The sequence below is a fragment of the Streptococcus sanguinis genome, from assembly GCF_003943655.1.
Taxonomy (GTDB): Bacteria; Bacillota; Bacilli; order Lactobacillales; family Streptococcaceae; genus Streptococcus; species Streptococcus sanguinis_F.
In genome coordinates this window covers 44376-61481 of the sequence record NZ_RJMM01000013.1, presented here as the reverse complement: position 1 = coordinate 61481, position 17106 = coordinate 44376, and the positions used below count along the sequence as shown (strand labels likewise).

Annotated in this window: 14 protein-coding genes, 1 tRNA gene, 1 other RNA gene and 3 pseudogenes; 4 read left to right on the top strand and 15 right to left on the bottom strand. The window is 45.6% G+C overall.

All coding sequences use genetic code 11. From position 1 onward, the window contains the following. A pseudogene (locus tag D8886_RS11965) lies at nt 1–1139 on the bottom strand (hypothetical protein); the annotation flags it as partial. 1800 nt (nt 1140–2939) lie between these two features. Further along, a pseudogene (locus tag D8886_RS11960) lies at nt 2940–3242 on the bottom strand (hypothetical protein); the annotation flags it as partial. A gap of 505 nt (nt 3243–3747) precedes the next feature. On the opposite strand from D8886_RS11960, the gene D8886_RS11955 reads away from it, so the two are divergent. Further along, nucleotides 3748–3993, top strand: a complete 246-nt coding sequence (locus D8886_RS11955) for a hypothetical protein (RefSeq protein WP_032909516.1) — start codon at nt 3748–3750, stop codon at nt 3991–3993. A gap of 41 nt (nt 3994–4034) precedes the next feature. Here D8886_RS11955 and D8886_RS11950 read toward each other — a convergent pair. The 7 genes and pseudogenes from D8886_RS11950 to dnaG form a co-directional block, all read right to left on the bottom strand. Then, a pseudogene (locus D8886_RS11950) lies at nt 4035–4274 on the bottom strand (accessory Sec-dependent serine-rich glycoprotein adhesin); the annotation flags it as partial. A gap of 209 nt (nt 4275–4483) precedes the next feature. Continuing rightward, nucleotides 4484–4571, bottom strand: a tRNA-Ser gene (locus D8886_RS06905). 38 nt (nt 4572–4609) lie between these two features. After that, nucleotides 4610–5458: a DUF695 domain-containing protein gene (locus D8886_RS06900; RefSeq protein WP_125434751.1), complete on the bottom strand. Its 849-nt coding sequence runs from the start codon at nt 5456–5458 to the stop codon at nt 4610–4612. 166 nt (nt 5459–5624) lie between these two features. Then, nucleotides 5625–5973, bottom strand: a transfer-messenger RNA (tmRNA) gene (gene ssrA / locus D8886_RS06895). Nucleotides 5974–6054: 81 nt separating this feature from the next. Then, nucleotides 6055–6393, bottom strand: coding sequence for a metal-sulfur cluster assembly factor (locus D8886_RS06890; RefSeq protein WP_002897870.1), 339 nt, complete (start codon nt 6391–6393; stop codon nt 6055–6057). Nucleotides 6394–6512: 119 nt separating this feature from the next. After that, complete coding sequence (gene rpoD, locus D8886_RS06885) at nt 6513–7625, bottom strand: RNA polymerase sigma factor RpoD (protein WP_002895944.1); 1113 nt, start codon at nt 7623–7625, stop codon at nt 6513–6515. Between the two features lie 2 nt (nt 7626–7627). Further along, on the bottom strand, nt 7628–9412 hold the full coding sequence (dnaG, locus tag D8886_RS06880) for a DNA primase (protein WP_312023310.1): 1785 nt from the start codon (nt 9410–9412) through the stop codon (nt 7628–7630). 154 nt (nt 9413–9566) lie between these two features. Here dnaG and mscL point away from each other — a divergent pair, with 154 nt between their 5' ends. Continuing rightward, nucleotides 9567–9950, top strand: coding sequence for a large conductance mechanosensitive channel protein MscL (mscL, locus tag D8886_RS06875; RefSeq protein WP_002913711.1), 384 nt, complete (start codon nt 9567–9569; stop codon nt 9948–9950). 113 nt (nt 9951–10063) lie between these two features. On the opposite strand, the gene rpsU is transcribed toward mscL, so the two are convergent. The 6 genes from rpsU to D8886_RS06845 all read right to left on the bottom strand — a co-directional run bounded on the left by rpsU (nt 10064) and on the right by D8886_RS06845 (nt 14514). Further along, nucleotides 10064–10240, bottom strand: a complete 177-nt coding sequence (gene rpsU, locus D8886_RS06870; protein WP_000048054.1) for a 30S ribosomal protein S21 — start codon at nt 10238–10240, stop codon at nt 10064–10066. A 147-nt stretch (nt 10241–10387) separates the two neighbouring features. Then, nucleotides 10388–11071, bottom strand: coding sequence for a DUF4956 domain-containing protein (locus tag D8886_RS06865; protein ID WP_125357077.1), 684 nt, complete (start codon nt 11069–11071; stop codon nt 10388–10390). Between the two features lie 11 nt (nt 11072–11082). After that, nucleotides 11083–11814 (bottom strand): polyphosphate polymerase domain-containing protein, encoded by a 732-nt coding sequence (locus D8886_RS06860; protein WP_125357078.1) that lies wholly within the window; start codon nt 11812–11814, stop codon nt 11083–11085. A 377-nt stretch (nt 11815–12191) separates the two neighbouring features. After that, nucleotides 12192–13649, bottom strand: coding sequence for a M56 family metallopeptidase (locus D8886_RS06855; protein ID WP_002912122.1), 1458 nt, complete (start codon nt 13647–13649; stop codon nt 12192–12194). A gap of 15 nt (nt 13650–13664) precedes the next feature. Then, a complete protein-coding gene (locus tag D8886_RS06850) occupies nt 13665–14042 on the bottom strand; it encodes a BlaI/MecI/CopY family transcriptional regulator (RefSeq protein ID WP_002912120.1) in 378 nt (125 codons plus the stop codon). Nucleotides 14043–14157: 115 nt separating this feature from the next. Continuing rightward, nucleotides 14158–14514, bottom strand: coding sequence for a DUF1304 domain-containing protein (locus D8886_RS06845; protein ID WP_002912119.1), 357 nt, complete (start codon nt 14512–14514; stop codon nt 14158–14160). A gap of 188 nt (nt 14515–14702) precedes the next feature. On the opposite strand from D8886_RS06845, the gene D8886_RS06840 reads away from it, so the two are divergent. Both D8886_RS06840 and D8886_RS06835 read left to right on the top strand, forming a co-directional pair. Continuing rightward, on the top strand, nt 14703–16019 hold the full coding sequence (locus D8886_RS06840) for an FAD-containing oxidoreductase (protein ID WP_002912118.1): 1317 nt from the start codon (nt 14703–14705) through the stop codon (nt 16017–16019). Nucleotides 16020–16130: 111 nt separating this feature from the next. Beyond that, on the top strand, nt 16131–17099 hold the full coding sequence (locus D8886_RS06835; RefSeq protein WP_002912117.1) for an NAD(P)/FAD-dependent oxidoreductase: 969 nt from the start codon (nt 16131–16133) through the stop codon (nt 17097–17099). Nucleotides 17100–17106: the final 7 nt, after the last annotated feature.

Sequence of the window (17106 nt, the reverse complement as noted above, 5' to 3'; positions counted from 1 at the left end):
GACGTACTTGCAGATACTGACGCGCTTGTGGAAGCGGATGTGCTTGCAGATACAGATGCACTCGTCGACGCTGACGTACTTGCAGACACAGACGCGCTGGTCGATGCGGACGTACTTGCACTTACTGACGCGCTAGTCGACGCAGACGTGCTTGCACTTGTAGACGCGCTCGTTGAAGCTGACGTACTTGCAGATACTGACGCACTGGTTGACGCAGATTCACTTGCAGATACAGATGCGCTGGTAGACGCTGATGTGCTGGCAGACACTGACGCACTTGTGGACGCTGACGTACTTGCTGAGACAGAGGCACTTGTGGACGCTGATGTACTTGCTGATACTGAAGCGCTAGTCGATGCGGACGTACTTGCAGACACAGACGCGCTGGTCGATGCGGACGTACTTGCACTTACTGACGCGCTAGTCGACGCGGACGTGCTGGCACTTACTGACGCACTCGTTGAAGCAGACGTACTTGCGCTTACTGAGGCGCTCGTTGAAGCGGATGTGCTTGCAGACACAGACGCGCTAGTAGACGCGGACGTACTTGCACTTACTGATGCACTTGTTGAAGCAGATGTACTTGCGGATACTGATGCACTTGTTGAAGCTGAGGTACTTGCTGAAACGGATGCACTCGTCGATGCTGAGGTACTTGCTGAAACGGACGCACTGGTTGACGCGGACGTGCTGGCACTTACTGACGCACTCGTTGAAGCGGATGTGCTTGCTGAAACTGACGCACTTGTCGACGCGGACGTACTTGCACTTACGGATGCACTCGTTGAAGCAGACGTACTTGCACTTACTGATGCACTCGTGGAGGCTGAGGTACTTGCGCTTACTGATGCGCTGGTAGACGCAGACGTACTTGCACTTACGGATGCACTCGTCGATGCTGAGGTACTTGCTGAAACGGACGCACTGGTTGACGCGGACGTGCTGGCACTTACTGACGCACTCGTTGAAGCAGACGTACTTGCGCTTACTGAGGCGCTCGTTGAAGCGGATGTGCTTGCAGACACAGACGCGCTAGTAGACGCGGACGTACTTGCACTTACTGATGCACTTGTTGAAGCAGATGTACTTGCGGATACTGATGCACTTGTTGAAGCTGAGGTACTTGCTGAAACGGACGCACTTGTCGACGCGGAGGTACTTGCACTTACTGATGCACTCGTTGAAGCAGACGTACTTGCTGAAACGGACGCACTTGTTGAAGCTGAGGTACTTGCACTTACTGACGCGCTCGTTGACGCGGAGGTACTTGCTGAAACGGATGCACTTGTTGAGGCTGACGTGCTTGCAGATACGGATGCACTTGTCGACGCGGACGTACTTGCACTTACTGACGCGCTCGTGGACGCTGAGGTACTTGCACTTACTGATGCACTCGTCGACGCGGACGTACTTGCACTTACTGATGCACTCGTCGACGCGGACGTACTTGCGCTCACGGATGCACTTGTCGATGCGGACNTACTTGCACTTACTGATGCACTTGTCGACGCGGACGTACTTGCTGAAACTGACGCACTTGTCGACGCGGATGTACTTGCACTTACTGATGCACTCGTGGATGCAGACGTACTTGCTGAAACGGACGCACTCGTGGACGCTGAGGTGCTTGCGCTTACTGAGGCGCTCGTGGACGCTGAGGTACTTGCGCTCACTGATGCGCTCGTTGAAGCGGACGTACTTGCACTTACTGACGCGCTGGTCGAGGCTGAGGTACTTGCAGAAACAGAGGCACTTGTTGAAGCCGATGTGCTTGCGCTTACTGACGCGCTGGTCGATGCAGACGTACTTGCTGATACAGATGCACTCGTTGAGGCAGACGTACTTGCTGATACAGATGCACTCGTGGATGCAGACGTACTTGCGGATACGGATGCACTCGTTGAGGCAGACGTGCTGGCACTTACGGACGCACTCGTTGACGCGGACGTACTTGCGGATACGGATGCGCTCGTGGACGCTGAGGTGCTTGCTGAAACTGAGGCGCTGGTGGACGCTGAGGTGCTTGCTGAAACTGATGCGCTGGTCGATGCGGAGGTACTTGCACTTACTGATGCACTCGTCGATGCGGACGTGCTTGCGCTCACGGATGCACTTGTGGACGCGGACGTACTTGCGCTCACTGATGCACTCGTCGATGCGGATGTGCTGGCTGATACTGATGCACTCGTTGAGGCTGACGTACTTGCACTCACTGATGCACTTGTCGACGCGGACGTGCTTGCTGAAACGGACGCACTTGTCGACGCTGATATACTTGCTGATACGGACGCGCTAGTGGACGCGGACGTACTTGCACTTACAGACGCACTCGTCGAGGCAGACGTGCTGGCTGATACTGAGGCACTTGTTGAGGCTGACGTACTTGCGCTCACTGACGCGCTAGTAGACGCTGACGTACTTGCACTTACTGACGCGCTCGTTGAAGCGGACGTGCTTGCTGACACTGACGCGCTCGTTGAGGCTGACGTACTTGCGCTTACAGATGCACTTGTCGAGGCGGACGTGCTGGCGCTCACGGACGCACTTGTCGACGCTGAAGTGCTGGCTGAAACTGATGCACTTGTTGAGGCTGACGTACTTGCTGAAACTGATGCACTGGTTGATGCGGATGTGCTTGCTGATACTGAAGCACTCGTGGACGCAGACGTACTTGCGCTCACTGAAGCACTTGTCGATGCAGACGTACTTGCACTTACTGATGCACTCGTGGACGCTGAGGTCTTAATTGATACAGAAGCACTTGTAGAGGCGGAACTGCTTGCTGAAGTTGAGGCACTAGCAGAAGCTGACTTACTTTCCGCAATAGATTCGATTGTTGAGGTAGAGGCACTGACGGATGCGGAGGTGCTTGCAGATTTGGAAGTACTTCCTTCTCTTGTATCTACCAACTTATTGCCCTCAACAGTAGCCGTCCGCCTATCTCTGAATGTTATAGTAGTCGTACCATTATTAGAGACGGAAATAGCAGTATTTAAATTGTTACCTGCAACATCTTGTGGTCTTAAGTTTGGATTACTCTGCTTAATTGCTTCTCTGACCTGATTTTTTTCAGTTTCTGATAATTGATTTGGGTTGTTGACTAATACAGTATTCTCCGGAAGATTTGGTCTGTATCGAATGACAATCCTAAACTGACCATTAAGAATTCTGTCCTTGTTTGCAACAGCAGCTGAAAATTCCTCATTAGAAACGTTTTGGTTCCCTGCTGCATCAGTAACCATAACATAACGAGTATAGTCACCAATAACTGTATTTACTGGAACATTTCCATGAACTTGAATCTTTAGCTGATTACCTTCTTGAGTGACAGTTTTTTGAATCCATTCAGTTCCCTTACCAGAATCAGTACCGTTATACCAACGAACATACGTCTTATCGATATCGAAAGCATTAGAATTATCTGTCGCTGTCGCAATAAATTCGAAACTTTCACCACGATAAACAGTTATTTCCCCTGGAAAATCAACGACAGGTCTCTCTGTATCAACAGCATTTGCCACATCACGACGTTTCCGAACACGAGCCGTTTCACTTGAGGCATTGTTTGAACCATTATTAGTCGAAGATCTGTTGGTTTCAGATGATGCGCTTTGACTATTTACAGTAGATTCTGACTTGGAGCTAGCTGAGGTAGATGCTGGCTGAGATGCACTAATCGAATCAGATGTACTTGAAGACACTGAAAGAGACTCAGATACACTTAAGGAATCTGAGACTGCTTGAGATGTGCTGGCACTGATAGAAGCAGAGCTAGACTGTGACATTGACTCTGAAGCTGAGATGCTGGCTGAGATAGATGCACTGACAGAAGCACTGGCACTGGCTGAAGATGTATCTGATACAGACTCTGACTCAGTATGTGAGCTTGCCGTTGCGGTTGCTGCTTCAGCAGCACTGCTTTCTTCTCCTAAAACTGTTTCACCACGTGTCGCTAAAACGTCTGTCGTGTCAATGACCTTTTCCAGAGCCTGACCTTCTTCTGCATGGACAGTTGTGCTTGTCACAACAGCTCCACCCAGCACGGCTCCCGTGGCGACAATGCCCCTCAAAAAGTCTATGCCGCTCTTTTTATCGGTAACTTGTTCTTCCGTTACCTTAAGCTCGATCGATGAAAGGCCTCCCCCCTTCATTGATCTAAAAAGGCCGAACTGTGATGTCGCAGCACGCAGCCAATGCTTACCCGATTTAATCAGCTTAAAACGAGTCACACGCTCTACTTCGTGGTACTTACCTTTTTGACGTTTAAAAAACATAATTCTCCCTTTAATTTATATCCTTTTTAAAAATCCATTAATCCCATTTTACCACACTATTATATAAAATGAACAATAATTTACTTATTTTTTTTGCTGAAATTGTTTTCAAGCATTTCCAAAAAACTCATTTTCAAAAAGAATCGCCTTTCTTTCATAACATTTTTCAAATAGAAAAAACGCCAAACAGCGTTTCTTGCAACTTATGACGGAAGACATGGGATTCGAACCCACGCACGCTTTTACACGCCTACTGCGTTTCCAACACAGCCTCTTAAGCCTCTTGAGTAATCTTCCACAAAAGAGAAAGCCCAGCTTTCTCAAAACTTTAACCATTATACCACATTACAGCCCCAACCGCCATAGTTTCCGTTAAATTTTTTCACAAATTCAACCAAAGTCCAAACATTCTGGTTCAAATCAAAGATTTCTGTCGTATCCATACGAATCACATGCAGCTGATATGGTTTGTCAGCATCTTCTATCTTTTCAGCCGATACGAGGCTATAACCCAGTTCTTCGACTTCCTTTAGGAAACCATCTCGGTCTTCCTCTGACGCGAAATAGGCCCAATGGTCAATCTCGCGCTCCTGACTATGGTCATCGCCGTCCTGCTCCAGCTGGTACCAGACCCGCTGGTTGAGAATGGTCTGATACTCGTATTCATTAGGATAGAGAAAATCAAAGTACTGATTCCATTCCTCGTCTTCCAGGGTTGCCGAGTCATAGCGGCGGTCTGGAAAGTCGCGCATCACTTCGGCAATTGGCTCCAGATGGCTTTTCTTGTCTTGCAAATAGTAATAAAACTCAATATTTCCATCTGTTGTAATCACACCAACATGAATGCCACCGACTTGCCCTAAAGCCTCAGAAAGCCGATCCTCAATCACATTCAGCTCTTCAAACTCGCTGCTAGATGGAAAACCTGTCTCCCCATCGTACTGGAGGAGCGAAATCTTAAGCCTCATAGCATAGGCGTATAGAGGATAGGGTGCCTCATCAGCAAGAGCTAGATTCAGACGGATACTAGCCAACTTGTCATCTATATAGGTCGAGAAAGATCCCCACTCACTCGGAAAAGGATCTTCAGAAGGCATATCAAGCACTGCTGATTCTTCCACCTTTTCTACTTTCTCTTCCTCTTGCTCTTGTTTCTTACCAAACAGATTCTTAAAAAAACTCATATCCAACTTCCCTTAATACTTATGAAATCAACCCAATAGAAATACAAATATTTCCTTTGTCATCACTAACATCATTGTATTACTTTTTCAGATAGAAATCAAGATTTCCTGAACATCGTAAAAGCAAAAAACGCTGATTTCTCAACGTTTTAGAAAGACTTTAAAATAATGGAGCCGGTGGGAGTCGAACCCACGTCCAAACACCTGCTAACACATTTGTCTACAACCATAGGCTATGTATTGATTTAACTTAACTTTGACACATAGCTCAAGCCCAAGTCAAGCGAGTCTATAATTCTCTTACAAAATCCCTAGACCAGATTTTGCCGTAGCTTGCTCATAATAAGACCTATCATCAGACACAAGCAATCCGAATCGGGTCACGCTGGCTGGTTTTTAGGCAGCTACAGCGTAAGAATTGTTATTTTTTGCAGTTATATTTAACTGGCGTTTTACATCCGCTAGATGGGTTGCAAAATGTGCCTCATAATGCCTGTCGAATCCGTAACGACCCCAAGACAATAGGAACATTATAACAGAATCTACTAAAAAAAGCAAAAGCCTGCACGCAGCAGGCTAGTACTTACTATAAGTTCTTAGCGAATCCCCAAAGCAATCCGAGCATAACGGCTCATCTTTTCCACCGTCCAAGCTGGGTACCAAACCAACTTAACATCCGTCTTGGTAACCTCTGGAACATCTGACATAGCATCATAGATTTGGTCAGTCAGAAGATCCGCCAGAGGGCATCCCATGGTTGTTAGTGTCATATCGATTTCCGTTTCCCCATTGGTCTCGTCAAAACGGATTTCATAGATTAGACCTAGATTAACAATATCAATCCCCAACTCTGGGTCGATGACCTGCTCCAAGCTCTCTAAAATACGCGTTTTGATTTTTTCAACTTCTTCAGGGCTGTATTTTTGTTCTGACATGCAATATCCTCCTTATAGATATAGCAGAAATTTCAAGTTAGCTCGAGGGGGCTTTTGCTTTCAGCTAGGACTGCCGACTTGACGCTTCCCTGCTCTGCCCCCACGCTGCTTTTCATTTCTTAATCTTCGATAAAATCTCTGAGTGGTTTGCTGCGGCTTGGATGGCGGAGTTTACGCAGGGCCTTGGCTTCAATCTGGCGAATCCGCTCGCGAGTGACATTGAAGACCTTGCCGACATCTTCCAGTGTCCGCATTTTTCCATCGTCCAGACCAAAGCGCAGACGCAAGACGTTTTCCTCGCGGTCTGTCAGCGTATCCAAGACCTCATCCAGCTGCTCACGAAGAACGACACGAGTTGTATAGTCAACTGGATTTTCAATCACTTCGTCTTCGATAAAGTCTCCCAGATGACTGTCATCTTCCTCACCGATAGGTGTTTCCAAGGATACTGGCTCTTGAGCAATCTTGAGAATCTCACGAACCTTGTCAGGTGTCATATCCATCCGCTCAGCGATTTGCTCTGGTGTTGGGTCTTGCCCTAATTCCTGCAAGAGATTACGTTGCTCGCGGACCAGCTTGTTAATGGTTTCCACCATATGGACCGGAATCCGAATAGTCCGAGCTTGGTCAGCAATCGCACGGGTAATGGCTTGACGAATCCACCAAGTCGCATAAGTTGAGAACTTAAATCCTTTGGTGTAGTCAAACTTATCAACAGCCTTCATCAACCCCATATTTCCTTCTTGAATCAAGTCAAGGAACTGCATGCCACGGCCGACATAGCGCTTAGCAATGGAAACAACCAGACGAAGGTTGGCCTCAGCCAGACGCTGCTTGGCTTCCAAGTCTCCCTGTTCTACCAAGATAGCCAGCTCCTGCTCTTCTTCATTGCTGAGAAGGGGCACAACCCCAATTTCTTTCAGATACATGCGGACTGGGTCATTAACCTTGGCTGAATTGCTGCCCAAGAGCTCTTCATCCGTCAGCTCCGCTTCTTCCTCTTCAGTATTCAAGACGCGCGCGCTGGGATTTCCTTCCTTATCTGTAATTGAGATGCCAGCATCCTGGATACGCTGCAGCAAATCCTCAATCCCATCGGCGTCCAAAGTGAAAGGAATGACCAGTTGGTCATTGATTTCATCATCTGTCGCAACTCCTGTCTGCTTGTGGTTACGGATAAATTCTGCAATTTGAACGTCTAATGTTGTTACTTCTTTTTGTTTTGTAGCCATTCCTACTCCATTCTTCTTTTTTGCTCAATCAAGCGCTCCAACTCGGACAGGGCTGTATCCGTATCTCCGCTGTGAGAGGCTTCTCGAATCTTCTTACTAATAAACTGATTATGCTTGCGCAAAATCTCCCGCTCTCTTGTTTCTTCCACTTCTTTCAATTCATCTTCCAAAACCTCATCAGGCAAGTCTTCTTCTAAAACGCGGTACCAAGCCTGCTGGACATGATCTGGCAGCTGGGACAAGTCCTGCGGTGTCACCTCACCATTTGCCAGCAAAATCTCATACAAGGCCTGCAAGTCCTCCGAGTCAAAGACAAAGTCTTCTCTTAACCTATATTGGTTCAATATCAAAGGATGATGTATCATGCGGTGGAAGATATGATTTTCCGCCCTCATGAGACGATTCAGCCGGTTCGAAGGCGAAAACTGCATAACGACTGGTTGAGACTGCTGAGTGGGCGCCTCCTGACTGCGACTAGAGCGCTCAGCCAGTCGGCTGTTATTTACCGTCTGCTCCACCTGCTGATAGTCAAAGTCAGGCAGCAGCTCAGCCAGCATGTAAATATAGGAGTTCTGAGCTGTGATGGACTTGGTCTTCGCAATAATCGGTGCCATCTTCTCTACAAACTCAATCTGAGCCTGTAGATTTTCAATATTATCTGGTTTCAGATGATGCAGCAGAAACTCCACATTACTTATTCGCGTTTTGCTCAGTAAATGCTGCAAATCTTCCTCAGAATTTTTAGCGAGAAACTCATCCGGATCCAAATTATCCGGAATCCGAACAATTTCCACCGTCATATCTCCCAGCTCATCCAAAGCCTTAGCAGTCGCTGCCTGCCCTGCCCGATCTCCATCGTAAGACAGGATAATCTTCTTGCAATACTTGCTCAGATGCTGAACATGCTCAGGCGTCAGAGCTGTTCCCATCGAGGCAACCGCATTTTCAATTCCGGCCCGATAAGCCGCAATCACATCCATGAAACCCTCCATCAGATAAACCTCATGGCTCTTCTTGATAACCGGCTTGGCCTTATCCAGATGATAGAGCTCGTAGCTTTTATTGAAAATAGCGGTGCTGCGACTGTTTTTGTACTTGGCCTGATGGCCATCAGTAGCCACTGCCTGCCAAATCCGTCCGGAAAAAGCCACAACCTGCCCACTGTCATTGGTCAGGGGAAACATAATCCGATTCTGAAAGGCATCATAGACCAGATTATTCTCCGCCAGATTGAAGAGGCCCGAGTTCATGATGGTATTCTCATCAAACTTTCCAGCCATACTCTTATGAAGATAATTGCCTTCATTTGGAGCCAGGCCGATTTGAAAATGCTTAAGAACATCATCTGTCAGACCCCGCTGGTAGAGATAAGCCCGCGCTTCCTCTCCCATCTTGGTCGTCATCAGAACCGCATGATAAAATTTCGCTGCCTCGGTATGGATATCGTAGAGAGCCTGGTGCGGATGGCTTTGTCTCAGTCGGTCATTGCCCGCTGTCTCTACAGCCAAGGGAATCCCTGCCCGATCTGCTACAATCTGCACAGCATCCATAAAGGAAACGCCTCGATAATCCTCAATGAATTTGAAGACATCGCCCGACTTGCCGCAGCCAAAACAGTGATAAAACTGCTTGTCCTCTACAACGTTAAAAGAGGGCGTCTTTTCGCCATGAAAGGGACAGAGTCCCAGGAAATTCCGCCCAGCCTTGGTCAAGGCCACCGTTTCTCCTATGACATCGACGATATTGACGCTGTTTTTAATTTCAGAAATGATTTCTTTATCAATCAAGAGACAATACCTCCAATTTATCATAGAATATCATTCTATATTTTATACTAAAATGAAGCAAATGTAAAATATTTGACAAACAAATATCTTGTAGATGTCATATAAATAAGCTATAATATAATCTCATTAATAAATTCTTGAAAGGAAAGAAAGAATGTTAAAGGATCTTAAAGAATTCTTGCTGCGCGGGAACGTGATTGATTTGGCAGTCGGTGTGATCATCGCCAACGCTTTTGGAGCAATCGTCACTTCATTGATTACTGACGTAATCACTCCTCTCTTCCTCAAACCAATTTTGGATGCTGCACACTTGAATCAAATTGCTGATCTGAAATGGAACGGGATTGCCTATGGTAACTTCTTGAGCGCTGTAATTAACTTCTTGGTAATCGGTACTGTTCTCTTCTTCATCGTTAAGTCTGCTGAAAAAGCACAAAGCCTTGCTAAGAAGAAGGAAGAAGCTGAAGAAGCGCCAGCTGGACCAACTGAATTGGAAGTCCTGCAAGAAATCAAAGCTTTGTTGGCTGAGAAAAAATAAAGAGAATTCACTGATGAAAATCAGTGTTTTTTTCTTGCCTATTGCTCACAATCATCCCCTTCTCTCCAAAGAGTGAAAACAAAAAACAGACCGGAGTCTGCTTTTTTGTTCAATTAGAATTTTTTACGTTTACGAGCTGCTTCTGATTTGCGTTTGCGTTTTACAGAAGGTTTTTCATAGAATTCACGTTTGCGTGTTTCTTGAAGAGTACCAGCTTTAGTAACCGCACGTTTGAAACGACGAAGTGCATCATCAAGTGATTCATTCTTGCGTACTACTGTTTTTGACATTTTTTTCACTCCCTTCAAGTCCAAAATCTATATAATCATACCACATATAGAAAAGAGTGTCAAGTATTTTCTGTAAGTATGATGTATCCCCTTTTTATGATACAAACAAGAAGACCAACTGCTCTGCTGCAGCTGGTCTTCTTTTGCTTAGAGGGTTTTACGCTTCTTAGCAGCTTTGGAAAGGGAAATGTCCTGCACCTTATCATAGAACAGGAACTGCTGAATGAGCTCTCTGTCGCTCATGTCAGGATTCAAGTCAACAACATAGTCCAGCTTGATAGACTTCTTTTCAGCCGACTTGAGAGATGTCAGTTCAGCCGATTTACAAGTCGTTTCAAAGATAGCATCAAAGAGTACTTCGTAGTCAAAGTCAGCTGGAACCTGAACCTGGACATAACGTCTGGTCGGACTGACTGAAGTAAAGCTCATCTTTTCAAAGAGCATCCAGATGCCTGAAATAGCTAGAGTAAAAACAATTCCCAGTGCTACAAAGCCCATCCCCGTTGTAATCCCGATAGCCGTCGCCATAAAGATGGCTAGAAGCTCCTTGGAGCCACCTGCAGCTGACCGGAAGCGAATCAAGCTGAAAGTCCCTGCTACGGCGACACTCGTACCCAGATTTCCATTAACCAAGAAGATGATAATGGAAATAATGGCTGGCAAAAGGGAGAGGGTGACGACAAATTCCTTGGTATAAATGGTTTGGCGCTTATAGACCTTGGCCAAGATAATTCCTAAAACCACACTAGTTGCTAGTGAAAAAATCAATGCTAAAGGATTTATCTTGACTTCCGTAGAGGAGTAGATACTGTTAAATAACTGATTGATCATAGACTACCTCCTTAGGCCTTGACTGTTCGAGTCAGCCTTTCTTTAGTTTTCAGGTAGGCATTGCCGTATTTTGAGAAGGACTGGTCTTCAAGACCGTATTTATTTAGAATATCAGCCAACCACTGAGGATATTGACCAGGAACCTTGATTTCCATAATTACCTTGTCGTCATCCAGCAAGGGCAGTCCATAGCGGCCTAAAGCCAAGTCTACATCATAATCTCGATAACGGATGTTGGAATCAACTGTCACACGTACCTTTTTATCTTCCAAGCCTCTCATAGAGTAGCGGTCATAGCTAATCACCATTTTTGGCTTCAAGTCTATATAGCGCTCCTGCAACTGCTCTACTTCCGCCTTGACCCGGTCATCGGAAATAGTATGGTCTGCCACACCGTTCACAATATAGTTGGTCACAGAGAGAGGATTCGAAACCAAACGGTATTTAAAGCCTACTTCATCCCGTTTCTTCTTGATTTCCAAGAAAACTTGACTATCATCATTCGGCTGCTCAGCATAAGTCCGCATCCGCATTTTTTCGCGACCGCCTTTTCTAGCAATGGAATCCTGGATCATCTGGAACTCATCATTATCAAAATACACATTGGAAATGGTTGATGTCGCATAATCATCTGCGGTGAGGTAAGGTCTCATGTCAGCTTCAAGACGAGCTAGCATTGCCCGGTCAAGAATATACTTCGTTTCGATTCGTTGGAAATTTGTTTGGATTTGCTTTTGTTTCATTTGAATTCTCCTTTGATTCTACAAATGTAGTTTATGCTTTTAAAAGAAATAGAGCTTCCGCTCTGCATCCTACAAGCGTCTGGATAAGCTTTACTTTCTTCTCCCTTCCAAGCAGTATTTTTCAAAAACATTCTACAAATGTAGTTTATAAATATATTCTACAATTGTCGTTTGTGAATGTCAAGAAAAAAGATAAATAATCTTTCAGCTTTTTTAGCATTAGGAAACGAAATGCAAACTGTAAGCAAAATCGTCCTAAAATAAAGATAAACTGATGACTAACTGCTCTTGGAGGATTTCTAAATCTCCCTTTGAGAAGATAATAAAATTCTACCAGTCTAAGCTTTTAAGAAACTTAAACTGGCAGAATCCTTTATTTAATCGTCATCATGGTCATCATCATCTTCCGAATCATCGGTGTCTGTCGTATGAGAGGAACTGTTCTGAGACGGAGTTTGAACTGTCGCTGTACTAGCCCCTGTAGAGCCCGCTGCTCCCGTATTTCCTGTACCTGCAGTAGAGCTGTTATCAGCTGGAGTTGATGCAGCAGACGAGGATGGACTGACTTCTTTTTCAACCGTTACCGTCTTTTCGACAATGGTATGCTGCTTGGATTGGATTAGTTTTCCATCCTTAGCATTGACAATGGTTTCATGAGCTGTTTGACCGTGTGAGAAGCGAATGTTATAGGTATCTTTTTCACGCGAAATTTGTAAATCTTTAATATCTTTTTCAGAAAGAGACAGCTCTTTTAAGACGGACGCTAGAGCCTGACGTTGACTGAGCCCTTGAGACTGTTTTTGCCCTTCAACAGGTCTGCTTTGTTGAGCAGCTGGACTTTCTAGAGCAAAGACCGAGCTAGTCAAAAGCAAAAGGAGAGGAACGGCCACTACAAAAGCAGCAGACAGAAACCTCTTAGGCAGGCGGTTATCCATAATACCAACAATCCGCCGCTTGAGATTAAACTTGTCAGAGTAAAAGCAGGTCGTCAGAGCAATTGGGGTCTTCTTACTGCGGTCTATCATGGTCAAAATCGTTTCACCGTAGAAAGTCCGATACTCTGTATCTCTACTGCTCAGAACATCGTAGTCACAGTACATTTCTCCTGCTTCCTGGGTTTCCCGGCAGGCAAAGCGGACAACCGGGTTAAACCAGTGCAGACTCTTGGCAAAAATTCCCAAAAGATTAACTAAAACATCGCGGTGCTTATAGTGAGTCAGCTCATGCTTGAAAATCAGCTGCAGCTCTTCTTCTGTGTAGTCCAACTCTGGCAGCACGATTAAAATATCTCTGAAACCTAGCAGCATAGGACTTTGGGACATAGGATAGTGGAGCAGACGAATCCGGCCCTTAACTCCCATCTCCTGCTGAACAGCCCGCAGCTGAGCCATCGCTTCTTCGTCCTGAAACTCCGTGCCCCAGCGCTTCAGCATCTTTCTGAAGCGAATATAAGAATAGGCGTATCTTCCTATGCTAAAGACAAAGCCAATCAGCCAGATGGTAAAGAGAATTTCAAACCAAGGCAGGTTTAGAAAAGCCTCCCACAGATTTGTCTGGGCAGCCTTTTCAACAGTTTGAGAGGCGCCCTGCGTTCCACCTGTCTGGGTGGCAGTCACTGCTGTCTGAACTACCGATCCTGTATTCAGCCGAATCAGGCCTGAGCCAAATTGGGGACGGAACGGAAACAGAAAACTCAGCAATATCAGAAACCAAATAAAATACTTCACTCTGACCGAAATCTTAGTCTTAAAGGCCATAAAAAGCAGACTAAGCAAAAGCACCAAAATGGAAGTTGACAAACTGGTCAGCAGAAAAGAAAGAAGGAATTGTTTCATGCTTATCCCTCCATCCTACTTTCCTTGGTTGAGCAAACTACGCAGCTCATCCAATTCATTTTCCGAAAAGGAGTTAGAAGAAAAGAGTGTTTTGACAAACCCGCCCATAGAACGGCCGCTGTGACGCTTCAAGAAATCCGAAGCCTCAACTTCCAGATACTCATCTTCTGAGATCAAGACTGTATACTGCCTTTCACGCCCCTTGCGGACACTTTCTAAAAAGCCCTTTTCTGTTAAGCGAGCCAAGACTGTCAGCAAAGTCTGGGGCTTCCAGTGATTGTCTGGTCCCAGCTTTTCCATGATACGGGCAGAGGTCGTCGGGGTAGGCAGCTGCCAAATTACCTTTAAAATAGTAAATTCCCCGTCTGGCAAACGTTTAATAGATCTTTTCATCGTTCCCACGCGCTTTCTAAATTAATGCTATTTCTAATTTCATTCTACACTTGTCTAACACAAAAGTCAATCATTATATAAAAAAAGAGTGGGAAATCAATTTTCCTCACTATATTTAGAAAAATAAACTAAGCAGGGTCAGCATAGCCAGCCCTCCCTGTTTGAACAGGATTTTGGGATCACTGGTCACTGCACCGTAAGCTGCTACCAAGATAATATAAAGCATAAAAATTCCCAGCCAAACCGGACTAGACTGCACAAAGGCCGCAATCAGCACTAAAACAGCTATCAGCCCGTTGTATACTCCTTGATTTTTGAAAAGAGTATTGACTGACTGCTGCTCCAACTCCTCTTGTGACATACCGAAAACCCGAGCTGTCGCTGCAGAAGTCGTTGCAATGGTCTCCAGGTAGAGGATATAGAAAAATTCCAAGGCAACCAAGCTTGCCAAAATAAGTGTAATAATAGACATTTTAACCCCCTAAAATATATAACGAAACTCAGTATAACACAGACTGACTGGAACTGCGAAAATCTTGCTCAAAAATGGACATTCTGTATAAAAACAAGACTAAAAATACTGAAGAAAAAAAGCGTAGCAGAAATCAGCAATTTCTGACTAGATATGATACAATCTTTTTTGAAAAATGGAGGTAAATTATGTTAACCTATGATTTAATTGTCATCGGCTTTGGGAAGGCCGGTAAAACATTGGCAGCCAAAATGGCGGCTCAAGGAAAAAAAGTTGCTTTGATTGAGCGAAGCAAGGCTATGTACGGGGGAACCTGTATCAATATAGCCTGCATCCCAACCAAGACCCTGCTTGTCGCAGCTGAAAAAGGCCTGGATTTCGACCAAGTCATGGCTGAAAAGAATGCTGTAACCAGCCGTCTCAACGGGAAGAACTATGCAGCAATCAGTGGTGCTGGTGTTGACATCATCGATGCGGAAGCTCATTTCCTTTCCAATAAAGTCATCGAAATCACAGCTGGCGATGAGAAAGAGGAACTGACTGCTGAAACTATTGTCATCAATACTGGTGCTGTTTCCAATGTCCTGCCAATTCCAGGACTGACTGAAACCGAGCACGTATATGACTCAACTGGCATCCAAAATCTGAAGGAACTTCCTAAACGTTTAGGAGTTCTGGGCGGCGGTAACATCGGACTAGAATTCGCTGGACTCTACAACAAATTGGGCAGTCAGGTGACTGTGCTGGATGCTGCTCCTGTCTTTCTCCCTCGAGTTGAGCCTTCTATCGCTGCTCTAGCTAAGCAATACATGGAAGAAGACGGAATCCAGCTCTTACAAAATGTACGCACCACACAGGTCAAAAATGATGGTGATGAAGTTGTCGTTGTGACAGAGGATGGAGAGTTTCGTTTTGACGCCCTGCTCTATGCTACCGGCCGTAAGCCCAATGTTGAGCCATTGCAGTTGGAAAATACAGATATCGAGCTGACAGAGCGCGGAGCTATCAAGGTCAACAAGCACTTGGAAACATCTGTACCTGGCGTATTTGCAGCGGGCGATGTCAATGGCGGTCTGCAGTTCACATATATTTCACTGGATGACTTCCGTATCCTTTATAGCTATCTGGCTGGCGATGGCAGCTACACACTGGAAGACCGTAAAAACGTCCCTACCAGCATGTTCATCACACCACCTTTGGCTCAAATCGGATTGACTGAAAAGGAAGCCCAAGAGCAAGGACTGCCGATTGCAGTGAAGGAGATTCCAGTCGCAGCAATGCCTCGTGGACATGTCAATGCTGACTTACGCGGTGCTTTCAAGGCTGTTGTCAACACTGAAACCAAGGAAATTGTCGGGGCAACTATCTTCTCAGCTGGAGCTCAGGAAATTATCAATATCCTGACTGTAGCCATGGATAATAAGATTCCTTACACCTACTTGAGCAAGCAAATCTTCACCCACCCAACGCTGGCTGAAAACCTTAATGATTTATTTGCTATCTAATTTTAAGCCCCTAATGGGGCTTTTTAGATGTCTTTAAAACATTTGCTTACATTTCAACCCCCTTTTGTGGTACAATAATGCTAGTTTATTTTAAAAAGATTGAGGAAGATTATGTCTGAACTGTATGATATTACGATAGTCGGTGGCGGTCCGGTTGGCCTATTCGCAGCTTTTTACGCCCATCTGCGCCAAGCCAAGGTTAAAATCATTGATTCCCTGCCTCAACTGGGCGGTCAGCCAGCCATTCTCTATCCAGAGAAGAAGATTCTGGATGTGCCGGGCTTTACCAATCTAAGTGGCGAAGAGCTGACACAGCGTCTGATTGAGCAGCTGGAAACTTTCCAGACTGAGATTTGCCTCAATGAAACAGTTCTGGATATCACTAAATCTGATGATGGCTTCACCATCACGACTTCTCAAGCCCAGCATCAGACCAAAACCATCATCATCGCAATGGGAGGTGGCGCCTTCAAACCGAGAGCTTTGGAGTTAGACGATGCTGAAAGCTACAGCAACCTCCACTATCATGTTTCAAACATCAGCCAGTACGCTGGGAAAAAGGTGGTTGTTCTGGGCGGCGGCGACTCGGCTGTTGACTGGTCGCTAGCTTTTGAAAAAATTGCAGACACCAGTCTGGTTCATCGTCGGGACAACTTCCGAGCTTTGGAGCATAGCGTAGAAGAACTCAAGGCTTCTAGCGTTGAGATTAAGACACCTTTTGTTCCGAGTCGATTGGTCGGCGAAAATGGCAAGATAACCCACTTGGAAATCAGCCAAGTCAAGGGAGAGGAAAGTCAGCTTCTGCCTCTGGATCACCTCTTTGTCAACTACGGTTTTAAATCCTCTGTCGGCAATCTTAAAAATTGGGGCCTGGAGCTCAACCGTCACAAGATTTTGGTCAATAGCAAGCAAGAAACTTCTGTGCCAGGTATCTATGCAGCTGGTGACTGCTGCAGCTACGAGGGGAAGATTGACCTGATTGCGACTGGGCTAGGTGAGGCACCTACTGCTGTCAACAATGCCATTAACCATATCTATCCTGAGCAAAAAGTCCAACCCAAACATTCTACAAGCCTATAAAAAAACA